At 71.8% G+C, this 15,821-nt stretch carries 15 protein-coding genes; 7 read left to right on the top strand and 8 right to left on the bottom strand.

Annotation, left to right across the window (positions count from 1 at the left end):
* Positions 1 to 77: 77 nt before the first annotated feature.
* Positions 78 to 479 (bottom strand): hypothetical protein, encoded by a 402-nt coding sequence (locus QA861_RS02895; protein ID WP_334586594.1) that lies wholly within the window; start codon positions 477 to 479, stop codon positions 78 to 80.
* A 247-nt stretch (positions 480 to 726) separates the two neighbouring features.
* On the opposite strand from QA861_RS02895, the gene QA861_RS02890 reads away from it, so the two are divergent.
* The 5 genes from QA861_RS02890 to QA861_RS02870 all read left to right on the top strand — a co-directional run bounded on the left by QA861_RS02890 (position 727) and on the right by QA861_RS02870 (position 5,853).
* Positions 727 to 1,527, top strand: a complete 801-nt coding sequence (locus QA861_RS02890; RefSeq protein ID WP_334590434.1) for a VOC family protein — start codon at positions 727 to 729, stop codon at positions 1,525 to 1,527.
* 43 nt (positions 1,528 to 1,570) lie between these two features.
* A complete protein-coding gene (locus tag QA861_RS02885) occupies positions 1,571 to 2,302 on the top strand; it encodes a ribonuclease H family protein (RefSeq protein WP_334586593.1) in 732 nt (243 codons plus the stop codon).
* A 118-nt stretch (positions 2,303 to 2,420) separates the two neighbouring features.
* Entirely contained in the window at positions 2,421 to 3,668 is a 1,248-nt protein-coding gene (locus QA861_RS02880) for an FAD-dependent monooxygenase (RefSeq protein WP_334586592.1), read from the top strand.
* A gap of 104 nt (positions 3,669 to 3,772) precedes the next feature.
* On the top strand, positions 3,773 to 5,254 hold the full coding sequence (locus QA861_RS02875) for an MFS transporter (protein ID WP_334586591.1): 1,482 nt from the start codon (positions 3,773 to 3,775) through the stop codon (positions 5,252 to 5,254).
* Positions 5,251 to 5,853, top strand: coding sequence for a TetR/AcrR family transcriptional regulator (locus QA861_RS02870; protein WP_334586590.1), 603 nt, complete (start codon positions 5,251 to 5,253; stop codon positions 5,851 to 5,853). Before QA861_RS02875 ends, QA861_RS02870 begins: the two co-directional genes overlap by 4 nt.
* A 7-nt stretch (positions 5,854 to 5,860) precedes the next feature.
* Here QA861_RS02870 and QA861_RS02865 read toward each other — a convergent pair whose 3' ends face one another.
* The gene (locus QA861_RS02865; RefSeq protein WP_334586589.1) at positions 5,861 to 7,558 is read right to left on the bottom strand and encodes a cholesterol oxidase substrate-binding domain-containing protein; all 1,698 of its coding nucleotides are present in this window, start codon (positions 7,556 to 7,558) and stop codon (positions 5,861 to 5,863) included.
* A gap of 116 nt (positions 7,559 to 7,674) precedes the next feature.
* On the opposite strand from QA861_RS02865, the gene QA861_RS02860 reads away from it, so the two are divergent.
* Positions 7,675 to 8,658, top strand: coding sequence for an aldo/keto reductase (locus QA861_RS02860; protein ID WP_334586588.1), 984 nt, complete (start codon positions 7,675 to 7,677; stop codon positions 8,656 to 8,658).
* 18 nt (positions 8,659 to 8,676) lie between these two features.
* Here QA861_RS02860 and QA861_RS02855 read toward each other — a convergent pair whose 3' ends face one another.
* Complete coding sequence (locus QA861_RS02855; protein WP_334586587.1) at positions 8,677 to 9,024, bottom strand: hypothetical protein; 348 nt, start codon at positions 9,022 to 9,024, stop codon at positions 8,677 to 8,679.
* 152 nt (positions 9,025 to 9,176) lie between these two features.
* Between QA861_RS02855 and QA861_RS02850 the strand changes: the two genes are divergently transcribed.
* Complete coding sequence (locus QA861_RS02850) at positions 9,177 to 9,677, top strand: DUF6328 family protein (protein ID WP_334586586.1); 501 nt, start codon at positions 9,177 to 9,179, stop codon at positions 9,675 to 9,677.
* Here the strand turns inward: QA861_RS02850 and QA861_RS02845 are convergent.
* The 5 genes from QA861_RS02845 to QA861_RS02825 all read right to left on the bottom strand — a co-directional run bounded on the left by QA861_RS02845 (position 9,662) and on the right by QA861_RS02825 (position 15,727).
* Positions 9,662 to 10,339: a DUF2238 domain-containing protein gene (locus tag QA861_RS02845; protein WP_334586585.1), complete on the bottom strand. Its 678-nt coding sequence runs from the start codon at positions 10,337 to 10,339 to the stop codon at positions 9,662 to 9,664. The genes QA861_RS02850 and QA861_RS02845 overlap by 16 nt on opposite strands.
* A gap of 98 nt (positions 10,340 to 10,437) precedes the next feature.
* Positions 10,438 to 11,580 carry a hypothetical protein gene (locus QA861_RS02840; RefSeq protein ID WP_334586584.1) on the bottom strand — a complete coding sequence of 381 codons (1,143 nt, stop codon included), beginning with the start codon at positions 11,578 to 11,580 and terminating at the stop codon, positions 10,438 to 10,440.
* Between the two features lie 167 nt (positions 11,581 to 11,747).
* The gene (locus QA861_RS02835; RefSeq protein WP_334590433.1) at positions 11,748 to 13,421 is read right to left on the bottom strand and encodes a serine/threonine-protein kinase; all 1,674 of its coding nucleotides are present in this window, start codon (positions 13,419 to 13,421) and stop codon (positions 11,748 to 11,750) included.
* A gap of 204 nt (positions 13,422 to 13,625) precedes the next feature.
* Entirely contained in the window at positions 13,626 to 14,684 is a 1,059-nt protein-coding gene (locus QA861_RS02830) for a polyprenyl synthetase family protein (protein ID WP_334586583.1), read from the bottom strand.
* On the bottom strand, positions 14,681 to 15,727 hold the full coding sequence (locus QA861_RS02825) for a tetratricopeptide repeat protein (protein WP_334586582.1): 1,047 nt from the start codon (positions 15,725 to 15,727) through the stop codon (positions 14,681 to 14,683). Before QA861_RS02825 ends, QA861_RS02830 begins: the two co-directional genes overlap by 4 nt.
* Positions 15,728 to 15,821: the final 94 nt, after the last annotated feature.

Genomic DNA, 15,821 nt, shown 5'->3' with positions numbered 1-15,821 from the left:
TCTCCGTGCCGTGCCTGTCTCCGGGCACGGCGCTGCAAGCTGGGGTGATGGTCGTGGCTGAGTGGGTCGGCCACGGTCTAGACCCGGAGCAGCTGCAGTTCGTGGAGGTCGGGAGGGCGGGCGGCGCCCGGGACCCGCGACGGGCCGAGTGGTAGCCGGGCGGGGTCCGTGCTCGGCTGGTCCAGCGCGGCGGCCCGGTCCGCGCCGACAAAGGGGGCGTGGTTGAGTACGCCGTGCTGCCCGGGCGCGTGACAGCTGTGGTGCGGACCCTCCTGGCAGGGGTCCCGGTCGGCGATGTGCACGACGTGCGCGGACGCCGACCGCGAGGTCCCGGCGTCCGGCGAGGGCAGGGACCCCGCGCAGGTGAACGCGAACGTCGCGAGGGCGAGTACGAGGACGACGACGCCGCCCAGCAGGTGCGGAAGGCCGCCGCGGGCATGCCGCGCCGCGAGGCGGCGTCGCACCCGTGCAGCGGACATCTGGACACCTGGAGGTAGGGGAGGGGCCAAGGAGACGAGCGCCGATGAAATTATCAGACCGCAGTTGCGGGTTGCTGCCGCGCCCTGGGCTTCAGCGGCTGGAGGAGAGCCGCACGGGCGAGGACAGGTGCCCCGGCTCGCCGGTCTGTAACAGCGCGGAGCGTTCGGCGCGCGGCCCGGACGAAGCCTGACTAGCGTGAGGATCCGGACAACCCGCGAGTTCGACGAGACCGGAGAGGCCGCAGCCATGGCCGTGCAACCTGAGGGAACCCCCTGTTGGGCCGACGCGATGTTCAGCGACGTCGAGGGAGCCAAGAGCTTCTACGGCGAGGTGCTGGGGTGGACGTTCGGCGAGTCGTCGTCGGAGTACGGCAACTACACGCAGGCGTACGCCGACGGCAAGGCCGTCGCCGCGGTCGTCCCGCCCATGCCCGGCCAGGAGGGGCAGTCGGCGTGGTGCCTGTACCTGGCCTCACCGGACGCCGCCGCCACCGCCTCGAGGATCCGTGACAACGGCGGCGAGCTGCTGATGGAGCCGATGCAGGTGGGTGAGTTCGGCACCATGTGCCTGGCCCGCGACCCCAGCGGTGTCGTCTTCGGCGTCTGGCAGGGCGGTACCCACGAGGGCTTCGAAGCGGGACCGGACCAGCCCGGCGCCTACTGCTGGGCCGAGGTCTTCACGCGCGAGGCCGAGAAGTCGGACACCTTCTTCCAGGACGTCTTCAGCTACTCGGCCAAGCAGATGCAGGACGACGCCGTCGACTTCCGTATGTACAACCTGGGCGACGCCACCGTGCTGGGCCGGATGCGGATGACGGACGACTTCCCGCCCGAGATGCCGCCCTACATCAACGTGTACTTCAGCGTCGGCAACTGTGACGACGCCGTCGCCACGGCCACGAAGCTCGGCGCCGTGCTGCGCTTCGGGCCCATGGACACACCGTTCGGCAGGTTCGCCGCCCTGAGTGATCCGCAGGGCGCCAACTTCTCCGTCATCGACGTCACGACGACGGCGGGCGAGCTGCCCAAGTCGGTGGACGTGGGCTGAGCGAGGCAGCCCACGAGGGCCGGGAGCCCGTCGCACGCATGGCATGATCGAGCGCATGCGTGAACGTGTGGTGGCCGCGTGCGACGGGGCTTCGAAGGGAAATCCGGGACCTGCGGGCTGGGCCTGGGTGGTGGCCGACGGCTCGGAGAACCCCGATCGCTGGGAGGCCGGGCCGCTCGGCCGGGCCACCAACAACGTCGCCGAACTCACCGCGCTGGAACGCCTGTTGACGGCTGTCGCGCCGGACGTACCGCTGGAGATCCGGATGGACTCCCAGTACGCGATGAAGGCCGTCACCACCTGGCTGCCCGGCTGGAAGCGCAAGGGCTGGAAGACGGCCGCCGGCAAGCCGGTGGCCAACCAGGAACTCGTCGCCCGTATCGACGAACTGCTCGACGGCCGCTCGGTCGAGTTCCGTTACGTACCCGCCCACCAGGTCGACGGCGACAAGCTCAACGACTTCGCCGACCGCGCCGCCAGTCAGGCCGCGATCGTGCAGCAGCCGGCCGGCAGCGACCTCGGCTCCCCCCGGCCTCCGGCCTCGCCCGACACCCCGCGTTCCACGGCCACGAAGTCGTCCGGCACGAAGTCGTCCAGCGAGTCCGGGACGAAGTCGGCCCGGCCGCGAAGCGGCAACTCGGGCAGCGGCGGCCGCACCCTCAAGGCCAAGTTCCCCGGTCGCTGCCTCTGCGGAAAGTCCTACGCGGCCGGCGAGACCATCGCCAAGAACGCCCAGGGCTGGGGTCACCCGGAGTGCCGTACGGCCGACGTCTGAGCGCACCCGGCGTCAACCCTCACGTCGCCGGACGACCGGTCGACGGCGTTTCGGCGCGCTCGCACCCTGCTACTCTCCGACGCGAACTGACCACCTTCCGTAATCGCTAGGGGTGTGTGTGAAGGTCGCCTGTGTCGGAGGCGGGCCCGCCGGCCTGTATCTCTCGATCCTGTTGAAACTGCGGGATCCGTCCCACGAGGTCACCGTGTACGAGCGCGACCCGGCGGGCTCGACCTATGGCTGGGGCGTCACCTACTGGCGCGGACTGCTCGACAAGCTCCACGAGCACGACCCCGAGTCCGCGCGGGCCATCGGCGACGCCTCGGTGTCCTGGAACGACGGAGTCGCCCGCGTGGGTGACAGCGAGACCAGGCACCCGGGCGACGAGGGCTTCGGCATCGGCCGCCACAAGCTCCTCGACATCCTCGCCGACCGGGCCCGGCAACTGGGCGTACGGCTGGAGTTCGAGCACGGGATCACCGACGCCGACGACGAGGCACTGGTCGGCGCAGACCTCGTCGTGGCCGCCGACGGCATCAACAGCGCGCTGCGCGAACAGCACACCGAACACTTCGGCGCCCACCAGAGAGCCGGACGCAACCGGTACATCTGGCTCGGCACCGCCAAGGTGTTCGACGCCTTCACGTTCGACTTCAAGGAGACGGAGCACGGCTGGATCTGGTGCTACGGCTACGGCTACAGCCAGGACCACAGCACCTGCGTCGTCGAGTGCGCCCCCGAGACGTGGAGCGGACTCGGCCTCGACCGGGCGAACGAGGCCGACGGTCTGGCCCTGCTGGAGAAGCTCTTCGGCGACCTGCTTGACGGCCACCCCCTGATCGGCCGCGCCGCCGCCGACGGCGCCGCCCAGTGGCTCAACTTCCGCACCCTCACCAACCGGACCTGGCACCGCGGCAACCTCGTCCTGCTCGGCGACGCCGCCCACACCACGCACTACTCCATCGGCGCCGGCACCACCCTCGCGCTGGAGGACGCCATCGCCCTGGCCGACGCCCTGCGCGCCCACCCCGACCTCCCCGCGGCCCTCACCGCCTACGAGGAGCGGCGCACGTCGGAACTGCTCTCCATCCAGAGCGCCGCCCGCTACAGCGCCCAGTGGTACGAGAACCTGCCTCGCTACATCCGGCTGCCCCCGGCCCGCATGTTCGCCCTGCTCGGCCAGCGCCACTCACCCCTGCTGCCCTATGTGCCGCCCCAGCTGTACTACGGCATCGACCGGGCGGCGGGGCGCCTCGAAGCGCTGCGCCGGTTCAAGCGGTGGCTCGGCCCGAAGCTCGCCAGGACCGCTCAGTCACGGGCACTGGCCTCCCGTACCCGGGAAGAGGCCGAGGCCTCCGGCAGATAGCCAGGTCACGGCCGGTGTTGTTGGGTGAATGGCAATTCACCGCTATGGTGAATTGCCATTCACCTCTTTTTTGTCGCGCAGAGCGGCCGGCCGCTGGAGTACCGATGGAGCAGCCTGTCCCGATACCCGACCCGCCGGCCGCGCACCGCCTGCGCGACCGGATGACCGTTCCGGCGCTGGCGTTCGGCGGGATGCTCATGGCGGTCATGCAGACCGTGGTCATCCCACTGCTGCCCGACCTGCCCCGGCTGACGGGAGCCTCACCCGGCGCGGTCTCCTGGATGGTGACCGCGACCCTCCTGTCCGGCGCCGTTCTCACCCCGGTGCTCGGCCGCGCCGGCGACATGTACGGCAAACGCAGGGTACTGATCGCGGCCCTGGGGCTGATGGTCATCGGCTCGGTCATGTGCGCCCTGTCCTCCGACATCGGCGTACTCATCACGGCCCGCGCTCTGCAGGGCGCCGCGTCCGCCGTCGTCCCTCTGTCGATCAGCATCCTGCGCGACGAACTGCCGCCCGAGCGCACCGGAAGCGCGGTCGCCCTGATGAGCTCCACCGTCGGCATCGGCGCCGCCCTCGGGCTGCCGCTCGCCGCGCTGATCGTCCAGTACGCGAACTGGCACGTCATGTTCTGGGCGACCGCGGGCCTCGGCACGGTGGGCGTGACAGCGGTGTGGTGGGCGGTGCGCGAGTCGCCCGTCCGTGAGCCGGGGCGCTTCGATGTCGTGGGCGCGCTGGGGCTGGCCGCCGGGTTGGTGTGTCTGCTCCTCGGTATCGTCGAGGGCGGCGCGTGGGGGTGGGGCAGCGCGCGCGTCCTGGGACTGTTCCTCGGCGCCGTCACGGCGCTCGGCCTGTGGTGGTGGCATCAACTGCGCACCCCGCAGCCCCTGGTGGACCTGCGGCTGGTCTCCCGGCCCCGGGTCGGCCTGTCCCATGTCGCCGCCCTGCTGACCGGGTTCGCCTTCTACTCCAACTCCCTGGTGACGGCCCAGCTGGTCCAGGCGCCCGAGGCCACCGGGTACGGGCTCGACCTGTCCATCGTCCAGACGGGCCTCGTCCTGCTGCCCGGCGGCATCGTCATGCTGGTGTTCTCGCCCGTCTCGGCCCGCCTCTCGGCACGGTACGGACCGCGCGTCACCCTGGCCATCGGCACGGCGGTCATCGCGCTCGGCTATGTGGTGCGCATCGCGGACAGCCGCGACCTGTGGATGATCATGGTGGGTGCCGCGGTCGTCGGCATGGGCACCACCTTCGCCTACTCGGCGCTGCCCATGCTGATCCTGGGGGCCGTGCCGCCCGGTCAGACCGCCTCCGCCAACGGGGTCAACGTCCTGATGCGCACGGTCGGCCAGGCCATGTGCAGCGCCGTCGTCGTCGCCGTGCTGGTACGCCACACCAGCCTGGTCGCCGGTGTCCCGGTGCCCACCCTGCACGGCTACCAGCTGGCCTTCGGGACGGCGGGCGTAGTCGCCCTGCTGGCCTGCACGGCGGCCCTCACCATCCCCGGCGACCGGGTCTCCGGCGGCACTCCGCGCGCCCGTGGCCGCGCGCCGGGAGCGCGGGACGGGGCGTTGGAGGGAGCATGAGTGCCGTGCCCACACCACCGACGACCGACCCCGGGCCCATCCCGGCCTCTGCTCCGCGCCGGGACGCGGAGCAGACGAAGGACGCCATCCTGCGCGCCGCCCGTTACCTCCTCGCCCGCCACGCCCAGGCGGACATCACCCTCAAGGCGGTCGCCGAACGCGCCGGTGTCAGCCCGCCGTTGATCCTGAAGTACTTCGGCAACAAGGACGCCCTCTTCGCCCGCGTCATGTCCTTCGACCAGGACGCAGACGCTCTCCTCGACGCGACCCTGGACGAACTCGGCCGCCATATGGTCCGCCATCTCCTCACCGGCCAGACCGAGCGCGGCGCCGACCCCGTCCTGCGGATCGTGTTCGCCCCCGTCCAGGGCGACCGGGGCGACATCATGCGCGCCAACTTCCGCACCCAGGTGAGCGACCGCCTCGCCGGCCGCCTCACCGGCCCCGACCCGGGCCTGCGCGCCGAACTGGCCGTCGCCACCCTGCTCGGCCTGGGCGTCATGTACGGCATCGCCCGCGGCACGCACCTCCGGGAGGCGGCGATCGACGACATCGTGGACCGGTACGCCCCCACCGTGCAGGCCCTGCTCACCCCCTGACGGGACGTCAGCGCAGCAACCGGTCGAGGAACGCGTTGCCGAACACGCCGTGCGGGTCGAGCCGGTCCAGGGTGCCGACCGCCTCCTGCCACACGGCGTCTCCGTAGGAGGCCGGCACCGCCGTGCCGATGACCTCCTCGTCGCTCCACCCGGCCGAGTCCGTGTACGCCCAGCCCTTGGACCACTCGACCCGGGTCAGCGCGTGCCCGCCGTCGTACGTCGCGATCAGGAACTGTTCGAGCTCGCGGAAGAACTCCTCCGCGTACGGCGTCCCTGGCAGCGTCAGTACGTCCAGCCAGACGGCGGTGTCCCACTCGGGACGCCCGTCGACCGGCCGCAGCGCGGACAGCAGCGGGGCGTGGGCGCCGGCCGAGCCGGAGTCGCCCGGGCGGTCGAGGCCGGTGGCGCGGATCTCGACGGTGCCGTTGACCGGGAAACGGCCCGACGCGGCGTACGCGGCCAGGCGTTCCCGGTAGAACGCGGTGAACTCCGCGATGACACGCTGCACCTGCGCCCGGCTGGTCAGCACCGCGTACCCGTTGGCGGTGACCCGCAGAGTCGTCGGCCTGACATACAGCAGCGTGTTCTTCGACGGCCCCCAGAGGTCCGCCGACAGCGTCGTCACGAGCCCGAGCGAGGCCACGTCCAGCTGCGCGTTGCCGAGCACCGGCGCGAGATACCAGGCCCCGTCGGAGAGGATCCGCCCGACGAGATCGGCCACCAGGGTCGGGACGTTGTCGGAGAACGGGTAGTTGTACGGCGAGGACACGCGCCGCGAGGTCAGCGGCTTGGCCGGCGCGACGCTCCACACCTTCAGCCAGGGGGACTCGGTGAAGGCGAACCAGATCGTCTCGACCCGCCCGGCCTCGTCCAGGAAACTCGCGAAGGTCCGGCCGCCGGAACCGCTGCCGGGCGCCGCGAACAGCTCGGCCGCCGGGATGTCCGTACGGCTGACACAGCGAAGGTTGCTGTTCGCCCCCACCCGCAGGACGACCTCGACGACCAGGGACCGGCCGAGATGGGTGAGGAGCGCCGCGCAGTCCGCCTCGTCGCGGTGGAACGTCCGCAGGACGTAGGCGCCGGAGCCCTCGTCCCACACGACCGCCGTCAGCGACAGCACGAGGTTGCTGAGCGAGCCGTACGTGTGACCGGGCAGCCGGGTCTCGCCGGTGGCCGGTACGGCGGTGCCGTGCGCGTCGACGGCCAGCGCGCCGCCCAGCGTGAGGTCGCCGGGCGCGGGCGCGGCGGTGACCCCGAGTCCGTGCCGCTCCAGGTAGGTGAGGAGGGCCTCCAGGGTGACACCGGTGCCGGCGCGCACGGCGGCCGGGCCGGTGGACTCCAGGGCGAGGCCGGTGAGATGCGGAGCGGTGTCGACGATCAGCACGGGCGCGCCGGACTCCGTACCGGCGGTGATCGTCAGGGGCGACCAGCCGTGCGCGGAACCCCGGGCGCGAACCGTCCAGCCGTGCCGCCAGGCCCAGTTGACGACATCGGCCACCTGGCCGGGGTCGGCCGGCGCGCAGGCCCACAGTCCGTCGGCGGTGATCTCGCCGACCCAGTTGCGGTAGCCGGAGCGGTAGGGCGTGACGTCCGCCGGGAAGTCGGGAAGCTCGGCGGCGGCGACGGCCGGGTCCGCGGCGATCGCCACGAGGGCGAGGGAGGCCGCGCCGAGCAGGAAACCGCGGCGTGCCAAGTGATCAGCCATCAGGTCACGCTAAAGGGTGACGGACGCGAATTAGTTGCCGCGTTCATCGATTCACCCGTGTGGGTGACACGTAGCCCTGGTCAGCGGGCAGGTCGGACGGATGTAAGACTGACGCCATGGACGAGCGTGTAATCGGTAGGTCGGGTCAGCGGGCGTCGGTCATCGGCCTCGGAACGTGGCAGCTGGGCGCCGACTGGGGCGACGTGGAGGACAAGGACGCCCTCGCGGTGCTGGACGCGGCGGTCGAGTCGGGGGTGACCTTCTTCGACACCGCCGACGTGTACGGCGACGGGCGCAGCGAGCAGACGATCGCCGCCTTCCTGCGCGGCAGGCCCGAGCTGGACGTACTGGTCGCGACCAAGATGGGCCGTCGCCTCGACCAGCTCCCGGAGAACTACGTCCTCGACAACTTCCGTGCCTGGAACGACCGTTCGCGGCGCAACCTCGGCGTCGACCGGATCGAACTGGTCCAGCTGCACTGCCCGCCGACCCCGGTCTACTCCTCCGGCGAGGTCTTCGACGCCCTGGACACCCTCGTCGACGAGGGGCGTGTCGCGCGCTACGGCGTCAGCGTCGAGACCTGCGAGGAAGCGCTCACCGCGATCGCCCGCCCGGGCGTGACCAGCGTGCAGATCATCCTCAACGCGTTCCGTATGAAGCCCCTCGCCGAGGTGCTCCCGGCTGCCGCGAAGGCGGGCGTCGGCATCATCGCCCGGGTCCCGCTCGCCTCGGGCCTGCTGTCGGGCAAGTACACCAAGGACACGGTGTTCCCCGAGAACGACCACCGCACGTACAACCGCCACGGCGAGGCCTTCGACCAGGGCGAGACCTTCTCCGGTGTCGACTACGCCACCGGCGTCGAGGCGGCGGCCGAGTTCTCCGCCCTGGCCCCGGAGGGGTACACCCCGGCGCAGCTGGCGCTGCGCTGGATCCTCCAGCAGCCCGGCGTGACCACGGTGATCCCGGGCGCCCGCTCGGCCGAGCAGGCCCGCGCCAACGCGGCGGCCGCCGCCCTGCCGCCGCTGTCGCAGGAGACGCTCACCGCGATCCAGGACCTCTACGACCGCCGGATCAAGGCCCAGGTGGAGAGCCGCTGGTAGCGGACCGGCGTAGGCGTGTCACGGCTCCAGGAGCAGCTGCCGTTCCTGCTCCTGGTCGCCGGAGACACTGCCCCGGTCATGCGCGGTGAACGTACCGGTGAGGGTGTCGCCTGCGCAGCGGACGGCCGTGGGCGTGCCCTGCACGGTGACCATCACCGGCGCCGAGAGCGGCGTCCTCGTCGGGCGACCGGGCGCGAGGGACTGGGTGCCGACGGTGAACGCGGCAGTGTGCACCGTCGAGTGGCCGTCATCGTCCCCCGGGGACTCGTCGGCCGGCCCGAAGGCCGACTCCAGGGTTCGTACGACCGTCTGCGCGTCGGCGGCGGTGCCGCCACTGATCGTGAGGGTGAGCTGCGTCCCGGACATGGCCGGACCTCTTCTCGACGTGGGCACCGTGGTGCGGTACGAGTAGCCCTTCCCTCGATCACTCAAACCGTCCGGTCCTGACCTGATCGATTCCGCCGTGACGGGGAACCCGTAGCCGACAGGACGTGAGGGCGAGTGGGCCGGGAGGAACCATGGTGGACGCGGACGGCGAGGTCGGCACGCGCAAACGCGGGCGCACGGAGACCGAGGACGAGCGGGCCGACCGTATGTGGGGCGAGCTCATCCAGGAGGTGCGGGTGGCGCAGACGGGTGTGCAGATCCTGTTCGGTTTCCTGCTGACCGTCGTCTTCACCCCGAGATACCCGCAGCTGGGACAGACGGAACACACGATCTACATCATCACCGTCGTGCTGGGGGCCGCCGCGACCGGCGCCCTCATCGGGCCGGTCTCCCTGCACCGGATCGTCTCCGGACGCCGGGTGAAACCGCAGGCCGTGCGCTGGGCCTCGCGTCTGACCTTCGCCGGCCTGGTGCTGCTGCTCGCCACGATGACCTCGGCGTTGCTGCTGGTCCTCAGGGTGGCCACCCACGACGGTTACGTGCCCTGGCTGGTCGCGGGGGTCGTCGCCTGGTACCTGGCCTGCTGGTTCGTGCTGCCGCTGTGGACGCGCCACCGCTACACCACCAAGTGAGCGCGGGCGCGCACCGCCGCGAGCTGCCGGTCGTGGAGGCGGCTCAGCAGGAGCACCGAGAGGGTCGCACCGATCAGCGCGCAGAACATGTCCCACTGCGTGTCCCACACGTCGCCCTGCGTGGCCAGGAAGTCGTCGGCGGCGGCGCCACCGATCACGGCGGCCGCCCACTCGAACATCTCGAACAGCGCGCTGAAGGCCAGACAGGCGCACACGGTCAGCGGCGCGAGCCAGCGGCTGCCGCGCAGCGGTGACGTCCGGCTCAGCAGCTCCCGTACGAGCACGGCCGGCACGAAGCCCTGCATCAGGTGGCCGAGCCGGTCGTACGGATTGCGGTCGAGGCCGAAGCTGTCGCGTGCCCAGTCGCCCAGCGGGACCTGCGCGTAGGTGTAGTGGCCGCCCACCATCAGGACGAGCGCGTGGAGCGCGAGCAGGCAGCACAGCAGGTTCGTGAGCGGGAAGCGCCGCCAGGTCAGGACGATCACGGGCAGCCCGACCATGATCCAGAACGTCTCCAGGAACCAGGTCATCAGGTCGTGCGGCTGCCACACGGAGATCGCGAGCGCGACGGTCACCAGCCCGGCGAGCAGCACGGGAAGGTGTCGGCGCGGGGCACCGGTGGCGGACGGGAGAGGGCGGGAAGCGGTGTCAACTGCGGGCATCGGGACGCTCCTTGTGGTGGAGCACCATCGTGGAGCAGTGTCCCGGCCCCCCGCTTGAGTACGCGTACTCAAGCGGGGGTGTCCGCGACCCCAGGGCGCTACGCGGGTGAGGTACGTGCCCCGCGCAGCGCCGTGATGCACGAGGCGATGGCCTCCTGGAGCTCCTCCAGCTGCTGGACCATGTCGTCCTCGGCGAACTCCTGGACGTCGTCGAAGGTCAGTTCCTCGAACGCCTTCGTCGCCTTCGTCAGGTTGCTGTAGAACTTGGTCCGCCGTTCCTGGACGCGCAGTTCCGGGTCGGCCTCGACGGCCTCGACGACGAGGTTCTTGAGGGTGTCGTAGGCCTCGCTCGCCCACTCGCCGGTGTCCTCGTCCTCGTCCAGCTCATCGAGGAGGGACAGATGCCGCTCGGCCTCCTGACGTAGGTCGACGGGCGCTTCGATGGTCTGTCCGGCGGGCGTCTTGACCTGGCCGGACTCGGCGATCTGGCGCACGTATCCGACGCGGTCGGCGGACCGGGACTCGGTGGCCACGGCCTTCTTGAGGTCGTCGGTGCGGACGATGTCGCGGGCCAGCTCGGCCTGGAGGTCCGGGTCCTCCTTGATCCGGTCGAGCAGTGCGTGCCGTGCGGCGCGCGCGGTCGAGGGGTCGGCCATGATCGCGGCCCGCAGCGCGGTGGGGTTCTCCGCGACCTCCAGCGCCTTCGTCGGCCGGATGCCCTCCGCCTCGGCGGCCTCGGAGATGGCGGCACCGCGCTCCGAGCCCGCGCTGGAACGGGAGCTGTAGTACGTGAGCCACAGGTCGGCGCCCGGGAGTTCGACCTCCGCGCCCGGGGCCAGCGCCTCGAAGTGCGGGACGACACCGTCGTCGGCGGCCTTGTCCCAGGCCTTGTAGTAGCGCATGACCCGCTCGGGCGAGCAGTCGGCGAGGGCGGCGAACTCCTTGGCGGACACCTTCGGCGTCTCACCGGCGGCCTGACCACCGGGCCGCACGCTCCGCGCCACCTTCAGCCCGAAGGCCCAGCCTCCGGTCCGCGCGTAGGCCCCGAACTCCTGCGCGTCGCGCGCCACGAGGGGGGACACGTCGGCGGGGTCGAGGGAGGCGTCGTCGGTGTCGTCGGGCTCCGCGGCCGGCTCGGACCACTCGGACCCGTCGAACTCCTCGGACACGGGGGGCATCTCGGGTGTTTCGGAAGACTCGGGCGTCGGAGACGTTTCGGACGGGGCGATCGCTACGGTCACAGGTGACTCTCCCGGCAGGCTGGACGGACGGCGAAGGTGCAGACAGGCAGCCTATATGCGCGCATTGACGCTGCTTTGACAGACCGGGCCCGACCCGGATCCCGGCCTGTCACCGGGTCCGTACGCCCGGTGGTCGACACGTGTACCCGCCCATGGCTGGACGCCGTTCACTCTCTGAAGGTCCGCAGGAAGGTGTCCAGAGCCTGCCGGTTGACGGTGTCGTTCCAGTCGGCCGCGGGTGTCGTCCAGCGCAGCGAGTAGCCCGTCTTCTCGCCGGTGAGGAAGCCTCGGCCGAACGTCCGTATGCGGGTGCCCTCGAAGTCGGACAGCCACTCCATGTCGGCCCCGCTCCGGCCGTGATAGGTCGTCGCCCGGATCGCGCCGATCCGCTGGAAGCCGATGTCCGCCCGGATCAGGTCGGGTTGGACGTCGTCGCGCCATACGGCCACGGGGTCCGGGCGCAGCAGTTGGCTGTAGGTGACGGTCAGGGTGCGCGGGTCGTCGTCGGCGCCGAACACGATGCGGTAGGCGACGTTGCCGGGGGAGACGTCCTCGCTCAGCCGCTTCCACCCCTGGGGGAGGGCGATGACGAACCCTTCCGGCGCGTTGTACACCTGGAACCCCGCCGGCAGGGCTTGGGCGGTACCGCCGGTGGCCGAGGGGGTGGGGCTGGGCGCGGGAGGAGTGGAGGGCGGCGCCGACGGTGCCGGTGAGGCCGGTGCGGAGGGGGAGGGGCTCGGTTCGGGGGTCTGGTCGGGGAGGGGAGCGCTGCCGCCCGTGGAGGGGAGGGACGGGGCCGGGGCGGCGACGGACGGAGTGGTGTCCACGCCGGATGCCGAGGCGTCGATGCCGGGCAGGTTGTCGGTCGTGGCGAGCACGGCGACCGTGACGACGGCCAGGGCCGTACCGGCGAGAACGAGTTTGCGGGCGGCGCTCCTGTTCCCGTTCCGGCCCACGCGCCGCGCTCCGGCACCGCCCCCGGCGTCGCGCGGCCGGACCGAGGGCAGTGGTTCGTCCGAGGTGTCGGGTTCGTCCCTGATGACGCGCAGCAGGGCGTCCCGTGCCACCGGCGCGGTCAGCCGTTCCCGGGCGTTCTTGCGCAGCAGCCCCTGGATGACCTGGGTGAGTGGACCGGCTCGCACCGGGCTGCGCAGCGGCAGCCGGTCGACCGCCTTGAGCGTGGCGTCGGCCCGCCCCCGGTCACGGAAGGGCGGCCGTCCCTCGGCCATCGCGTAGAGGAGCGCGCCGAGCGCCCACAGGTCGTCCGACGGGTCGGCGCGCGCGCCGTGGGCCTGCTCCGGCGAGGCGTACGAGGGCGCGCCGACCCGGGACGCGGACGTGGCGCCCGCCAGACCGAAGCCGGTCACCACGACCGGCCCCTGGTCCCGTACGAACACCTGGCCGGGGCTGAGTTCGGCGTGCACGATGCCCTCGCGGTGCGCGGCCTCCAGCACGTCGAGCACTTCGAGGGTGATGCGCGCCGCCCGAACGTAGTTGAACGTGCCCTGCCGTTCGAGGAGTTCACTGAGCGGTGTGCCGTCGATCCACTCGGCGACCGTCCACAGGGTGCCGAACTCCTCGAGGACGTCGATCACGACGCCCACCCGGCCGGGCAGGACCAGCCCGAGGATCTCGGACGCGCGCATCACCCGGGCGATGGCCCGGCGTGCGGTCTGCTCCCGGGGATCGGGCGGGAGCTGGATCTGGGTGAGGACGACCGGGCGCTCGGACGAGGTGTCCTCGCCGTACCAGGAGACCCGGTTCGTTTCGCGATGGACGACATCGAGGAGTCGGTACCTTCCGGCCACCAACTCGTGTGTGGAGACGTGCGCCTTGACCATGGCCATCCCTCGCTGAACCCCTGGCTTTCACCTTTCCCAGAGGTACGAGGGGTGTGACGGGGTCTGTTCAATTATTCCGCAACTCCCGGGCCCGATTTTCCTTTTATTCATCTGCGGCGAGCGGGTGTGCGAAGAAATGGGGACTTTCACGAGCGGTGAGTGACGGCCCGTACGCGATCTTTCCACCGGATCTCCTCCGCCCCCTCATGCCTCCCGGCGCACGAGGAAGCCCAGCAGCGCCCGCAGCCCGCCGAGCGGCGGTCCCGCCAACTCCAGTTCGTCCAGGCCGCGTTCGACGGCGGCGAGGTGTCGACGGGCCTCCGCGAGGGCCGCCGTACGGCCGCCCGCCTCCGCGACGAGCGCCGCCGCCCGGCGCGCGAGCGCCTCGTCGGGCACCTCGACGGACTCCAGCAGCGCGGCGAGCCGCCGGGCGGCGGGGACCGGGGCGTCGAGCGCGGCCAGTACCGGGTACGACTTCTTGCGCTCCCGGAGATCGCCGTGGACGGGCTTGCCGGTCATGTCGGGATCGCCCCAGATGCCCAGTACGTCGTCGACGATCTGGAAGGCCGTCCCGGCGTGCCGTCCCACTCGCTCCAGCGCTGCCGTCGTCGCCGGAGGGGCGCCGCCCAGAGCGGGCCCCAGGGAGAGCGCGCAGCCGAGCAGGGCGCCCGTCTTGCGCTCGGCCATCGACCGGTACTCCCCGGGTCGCACCCGCTCGGGCCCGGTCCACGGACGGATCGCGAACAGCAGGTCGTCGGCCTGCCCGGACACCACGTCCGACAGCGCCGCCGACAGCAGGCGCATCCCGGCCGGGCCGCCCGGAGTCAGCGCGAGGGTCTCCACCGCCAGCGCGAACAGCGCGTCGCCGGCGAGCACGGCCGGCCCGGTGCCGTACGTCTTCCACACCGTGGCGCGACGGCGCCGGGTCTGGTCGCCGTCCATGATGTCGTCGTGCAGCAGCGAGAAGGTGTGCACCAGCTCCACCGCGACGGCCGCCGCGATTCCGGACCGCCGAGGCGCCCCGGCCGCCTCCGCCCCGAGAACGGCCAGCGCCTGGCGTACGCCCTTCCCGCCGGACGCTTCGGCGGGCCCCCCGCCCACCTCGCACCAGCCGAAGGAGTACGCGGCCATCTCGCCCAGCCACGGATGCAGCCGGTCGACGGCCTCGGTGAGCGCCGGACGCACCAGGTCACGGCACCGGTCGAGGAGCTGGGGCACGGACGGAGCCGCCGGTGCCAGGACCTCGGAGGCCGACGGCGTCATCGTGCGGCCTCCGCGTCCGTGTCGAGGCCGAGTTCGGTCTGCGCCCGGGCCACCATGGCGTGGGCGTGCCGCAGCCCTATGCGGTCCAGCTCGCGGGCGAGTTCGGCCAGTTCGGTGGCCGTCTCGGCGCGGTCGTGGCCCAGGCGGGCCAGGGACTTGGCCAGCCCGAGGCGGGACAGCGCCTCACCGCGCGGCTCGCTCATGGCGCGGAACTCCGCCAGGGCCGTGGTGTACAGGTCGCGCGCCTCGGTGTAACGCCCGGCGCGGTAGAGGACGTTGCCGCGCATCTTGTGGTTGTAGGCGAGCGCGCTGATCAGATTCATCTCCGTGCAGCTCTTCTCCGCCTCCGTGAGCAGGGCGAGGGCACGTTCCGCGTCCCCGTCGCGCACGGACACGATGTCGGCCAGCCCGCGTAACGCCCAGGCGTGGCCGCGCCGGTCGTCGGCCCGCTCGGCGATCTCGGCCGCCTCCTCGAACATGGCGTACGCGCTGTCGTACGAGCCGGTGTTGCGATGCATCTGCGCGATGCCCTCCAGCGCCCACACCGTGTGCCGCGCCTCACCGCGCCTGCGCGCCTCGGCGAGCAGCTGCTCGTGCAGCCGGCCGACCGCCTCGTAGTCGCCCTGGATACGCCCGGTCTCGGCCAGCCCCGCGAGCGAGTAGCCGCGTACGACGATGTCGCCGCCGCGCTCTCCGAGTTCCGCCGCGAGTCCCAGCAGTCGCCGGGCCAGCGGGAACGCGCCGCGTTGGCGGGCCAGGGTGCCACCGCTCCACAGGGCCCACGCCATCGCCGGGGTGTCCCCGGCCGCCCGGGCCGCGCGGTAGCTCGCCTTCCAGGCCCGGTCGGCGTCGCCCACCTGCCCGAGCCGCCGGTGCGCCTCGGCGACCGCGAGTCCGGAACGGGCGGCCTCGCCGGTCTGCCCCGCCTGCTCGGCGGCGGCCAGCTGCTCGGTGCCCGCGGCGAGCACGTCGACCAGGGAGGAGTTCACCGAGAGGCTGGTGAGCGCGCCCTGGTACTCGGGGGCGAATGCCTTGCCGTACATACAACCCTTTCGGTATACGCTCAGCGTATACACGGTGTGTATAGCGTGCCGGAAATTCGCCCCGGCCGGTTCGGGCCGGGGCGGCTCTGTGCTG

Origin of the sequence: Streptomyces sp. B21-083, assembly GCF_036898825.1 — a bacterium.
GTDB lineage: Bacteria > Actinomycetota > Actinomycetes > Streptomycetales > Streptomycetaceae > Streptomyces.
Note: the sequence above shows the minus strand (reverse complement) of the source record. Positions and strands in the feature narration are given on the sequence as shown.

Excerpts from the sequence above, each read along its gene's own strand:
- QA861_RS02890 (WP_334590434.1), top strand. The coding sequence starts at position 727 with ATGGCCGTGCAACCTGAGGGAACCCCCTGTTGGGCCGACGCGATGTTC.
- QA861_RS02870 (WP_334586590.1), top strand. The coding sequence starts at position 5,251 with ATGAGTGCCGTGCCCACACCACCGACGACCGACCCCGGGCCCATCCCG.
- QA861_RS02875 (WP_334586591.1), top strand. The coding sequence starts at position 3,773 with ATGGAGCAGCCTGTCCCGATACCCGACCCGCCGGCCGCGCACCGCCTG.
- QA861_RS02865 (WP_334586589.1), bottom strand. The coding sequence starts at position 7,558 with ATGGCTGATCACTTGGCACGCCGCGGTTTCCTGCTCGGCGCGGCCTCC.
- QA861_RS02830 (WP_334586583.1), bottom strand. The coding sequence starts at position 14,684 with ATGACGCCGTCGGCCTCCGAGGTCCTGGCACCGGCGGCTCCGTCCGTG.
- QA861_RS02845 (WP_334586585.1), bottom strand. The coding sequence starts at position 10,339 with ATGCCCGCAGTTGACACCGCTTCCCGCCCTCTCCCGTCCGCCACCGGT.
- QA861_RS02895 (WP_334586594.1), bottom strand. The coding sequence starts at position 479 with ATGTCCGCTGCACGGGTGCGACGCCGCCTCGCGGCGCGGCATGCCCGC.
- QA861_RS02860 (WP_334586588.1), top strand. The coding sequence starts at position 7,675 with ATGGACGAGCGTGTAATCGGTAGGTCGGGTCAGCGGGCGTCGGTCATC.
- QA861_RS02825 (WP_334586582.1), bottom strand. The coding sequence starts at position 15,727 with ATGTACGGCAAGGCATTCGCCCCCGAGTACCAGGGCGCGCTCACCAGC.
- QA861_RS02855 (WP_334586587.1), bottom strand. The coding sequence starts at position 9,024 with ATGTCCGGGACGCAGCTCACCCTCACGATCAGTGGCGGCACCGCCGCC.
- QA861_RS02850 (WP_334586586.1), top strand. The coding sequence starts at position 9,177 with ATGGTGGACGCGGACGGCGAGGTCGGCACGCGCAAACGCGGGCGCACG.
- QA861_RS02835 (WP_334590433.1), bottom strand. The coding sequence starts at position 13,421 with ATGGTCAAGGCGCACGTCTCCACACACGAGTTGGTGGCCGGAAGGTAC.
- QA861_RS02885 (WP_334586593.1), top strand. The coding sequence starts at position 1,571 with ATGATCGAGCGCATGCGTGAACGTGTGGTGGCCGCGTGCGACGGGGCT.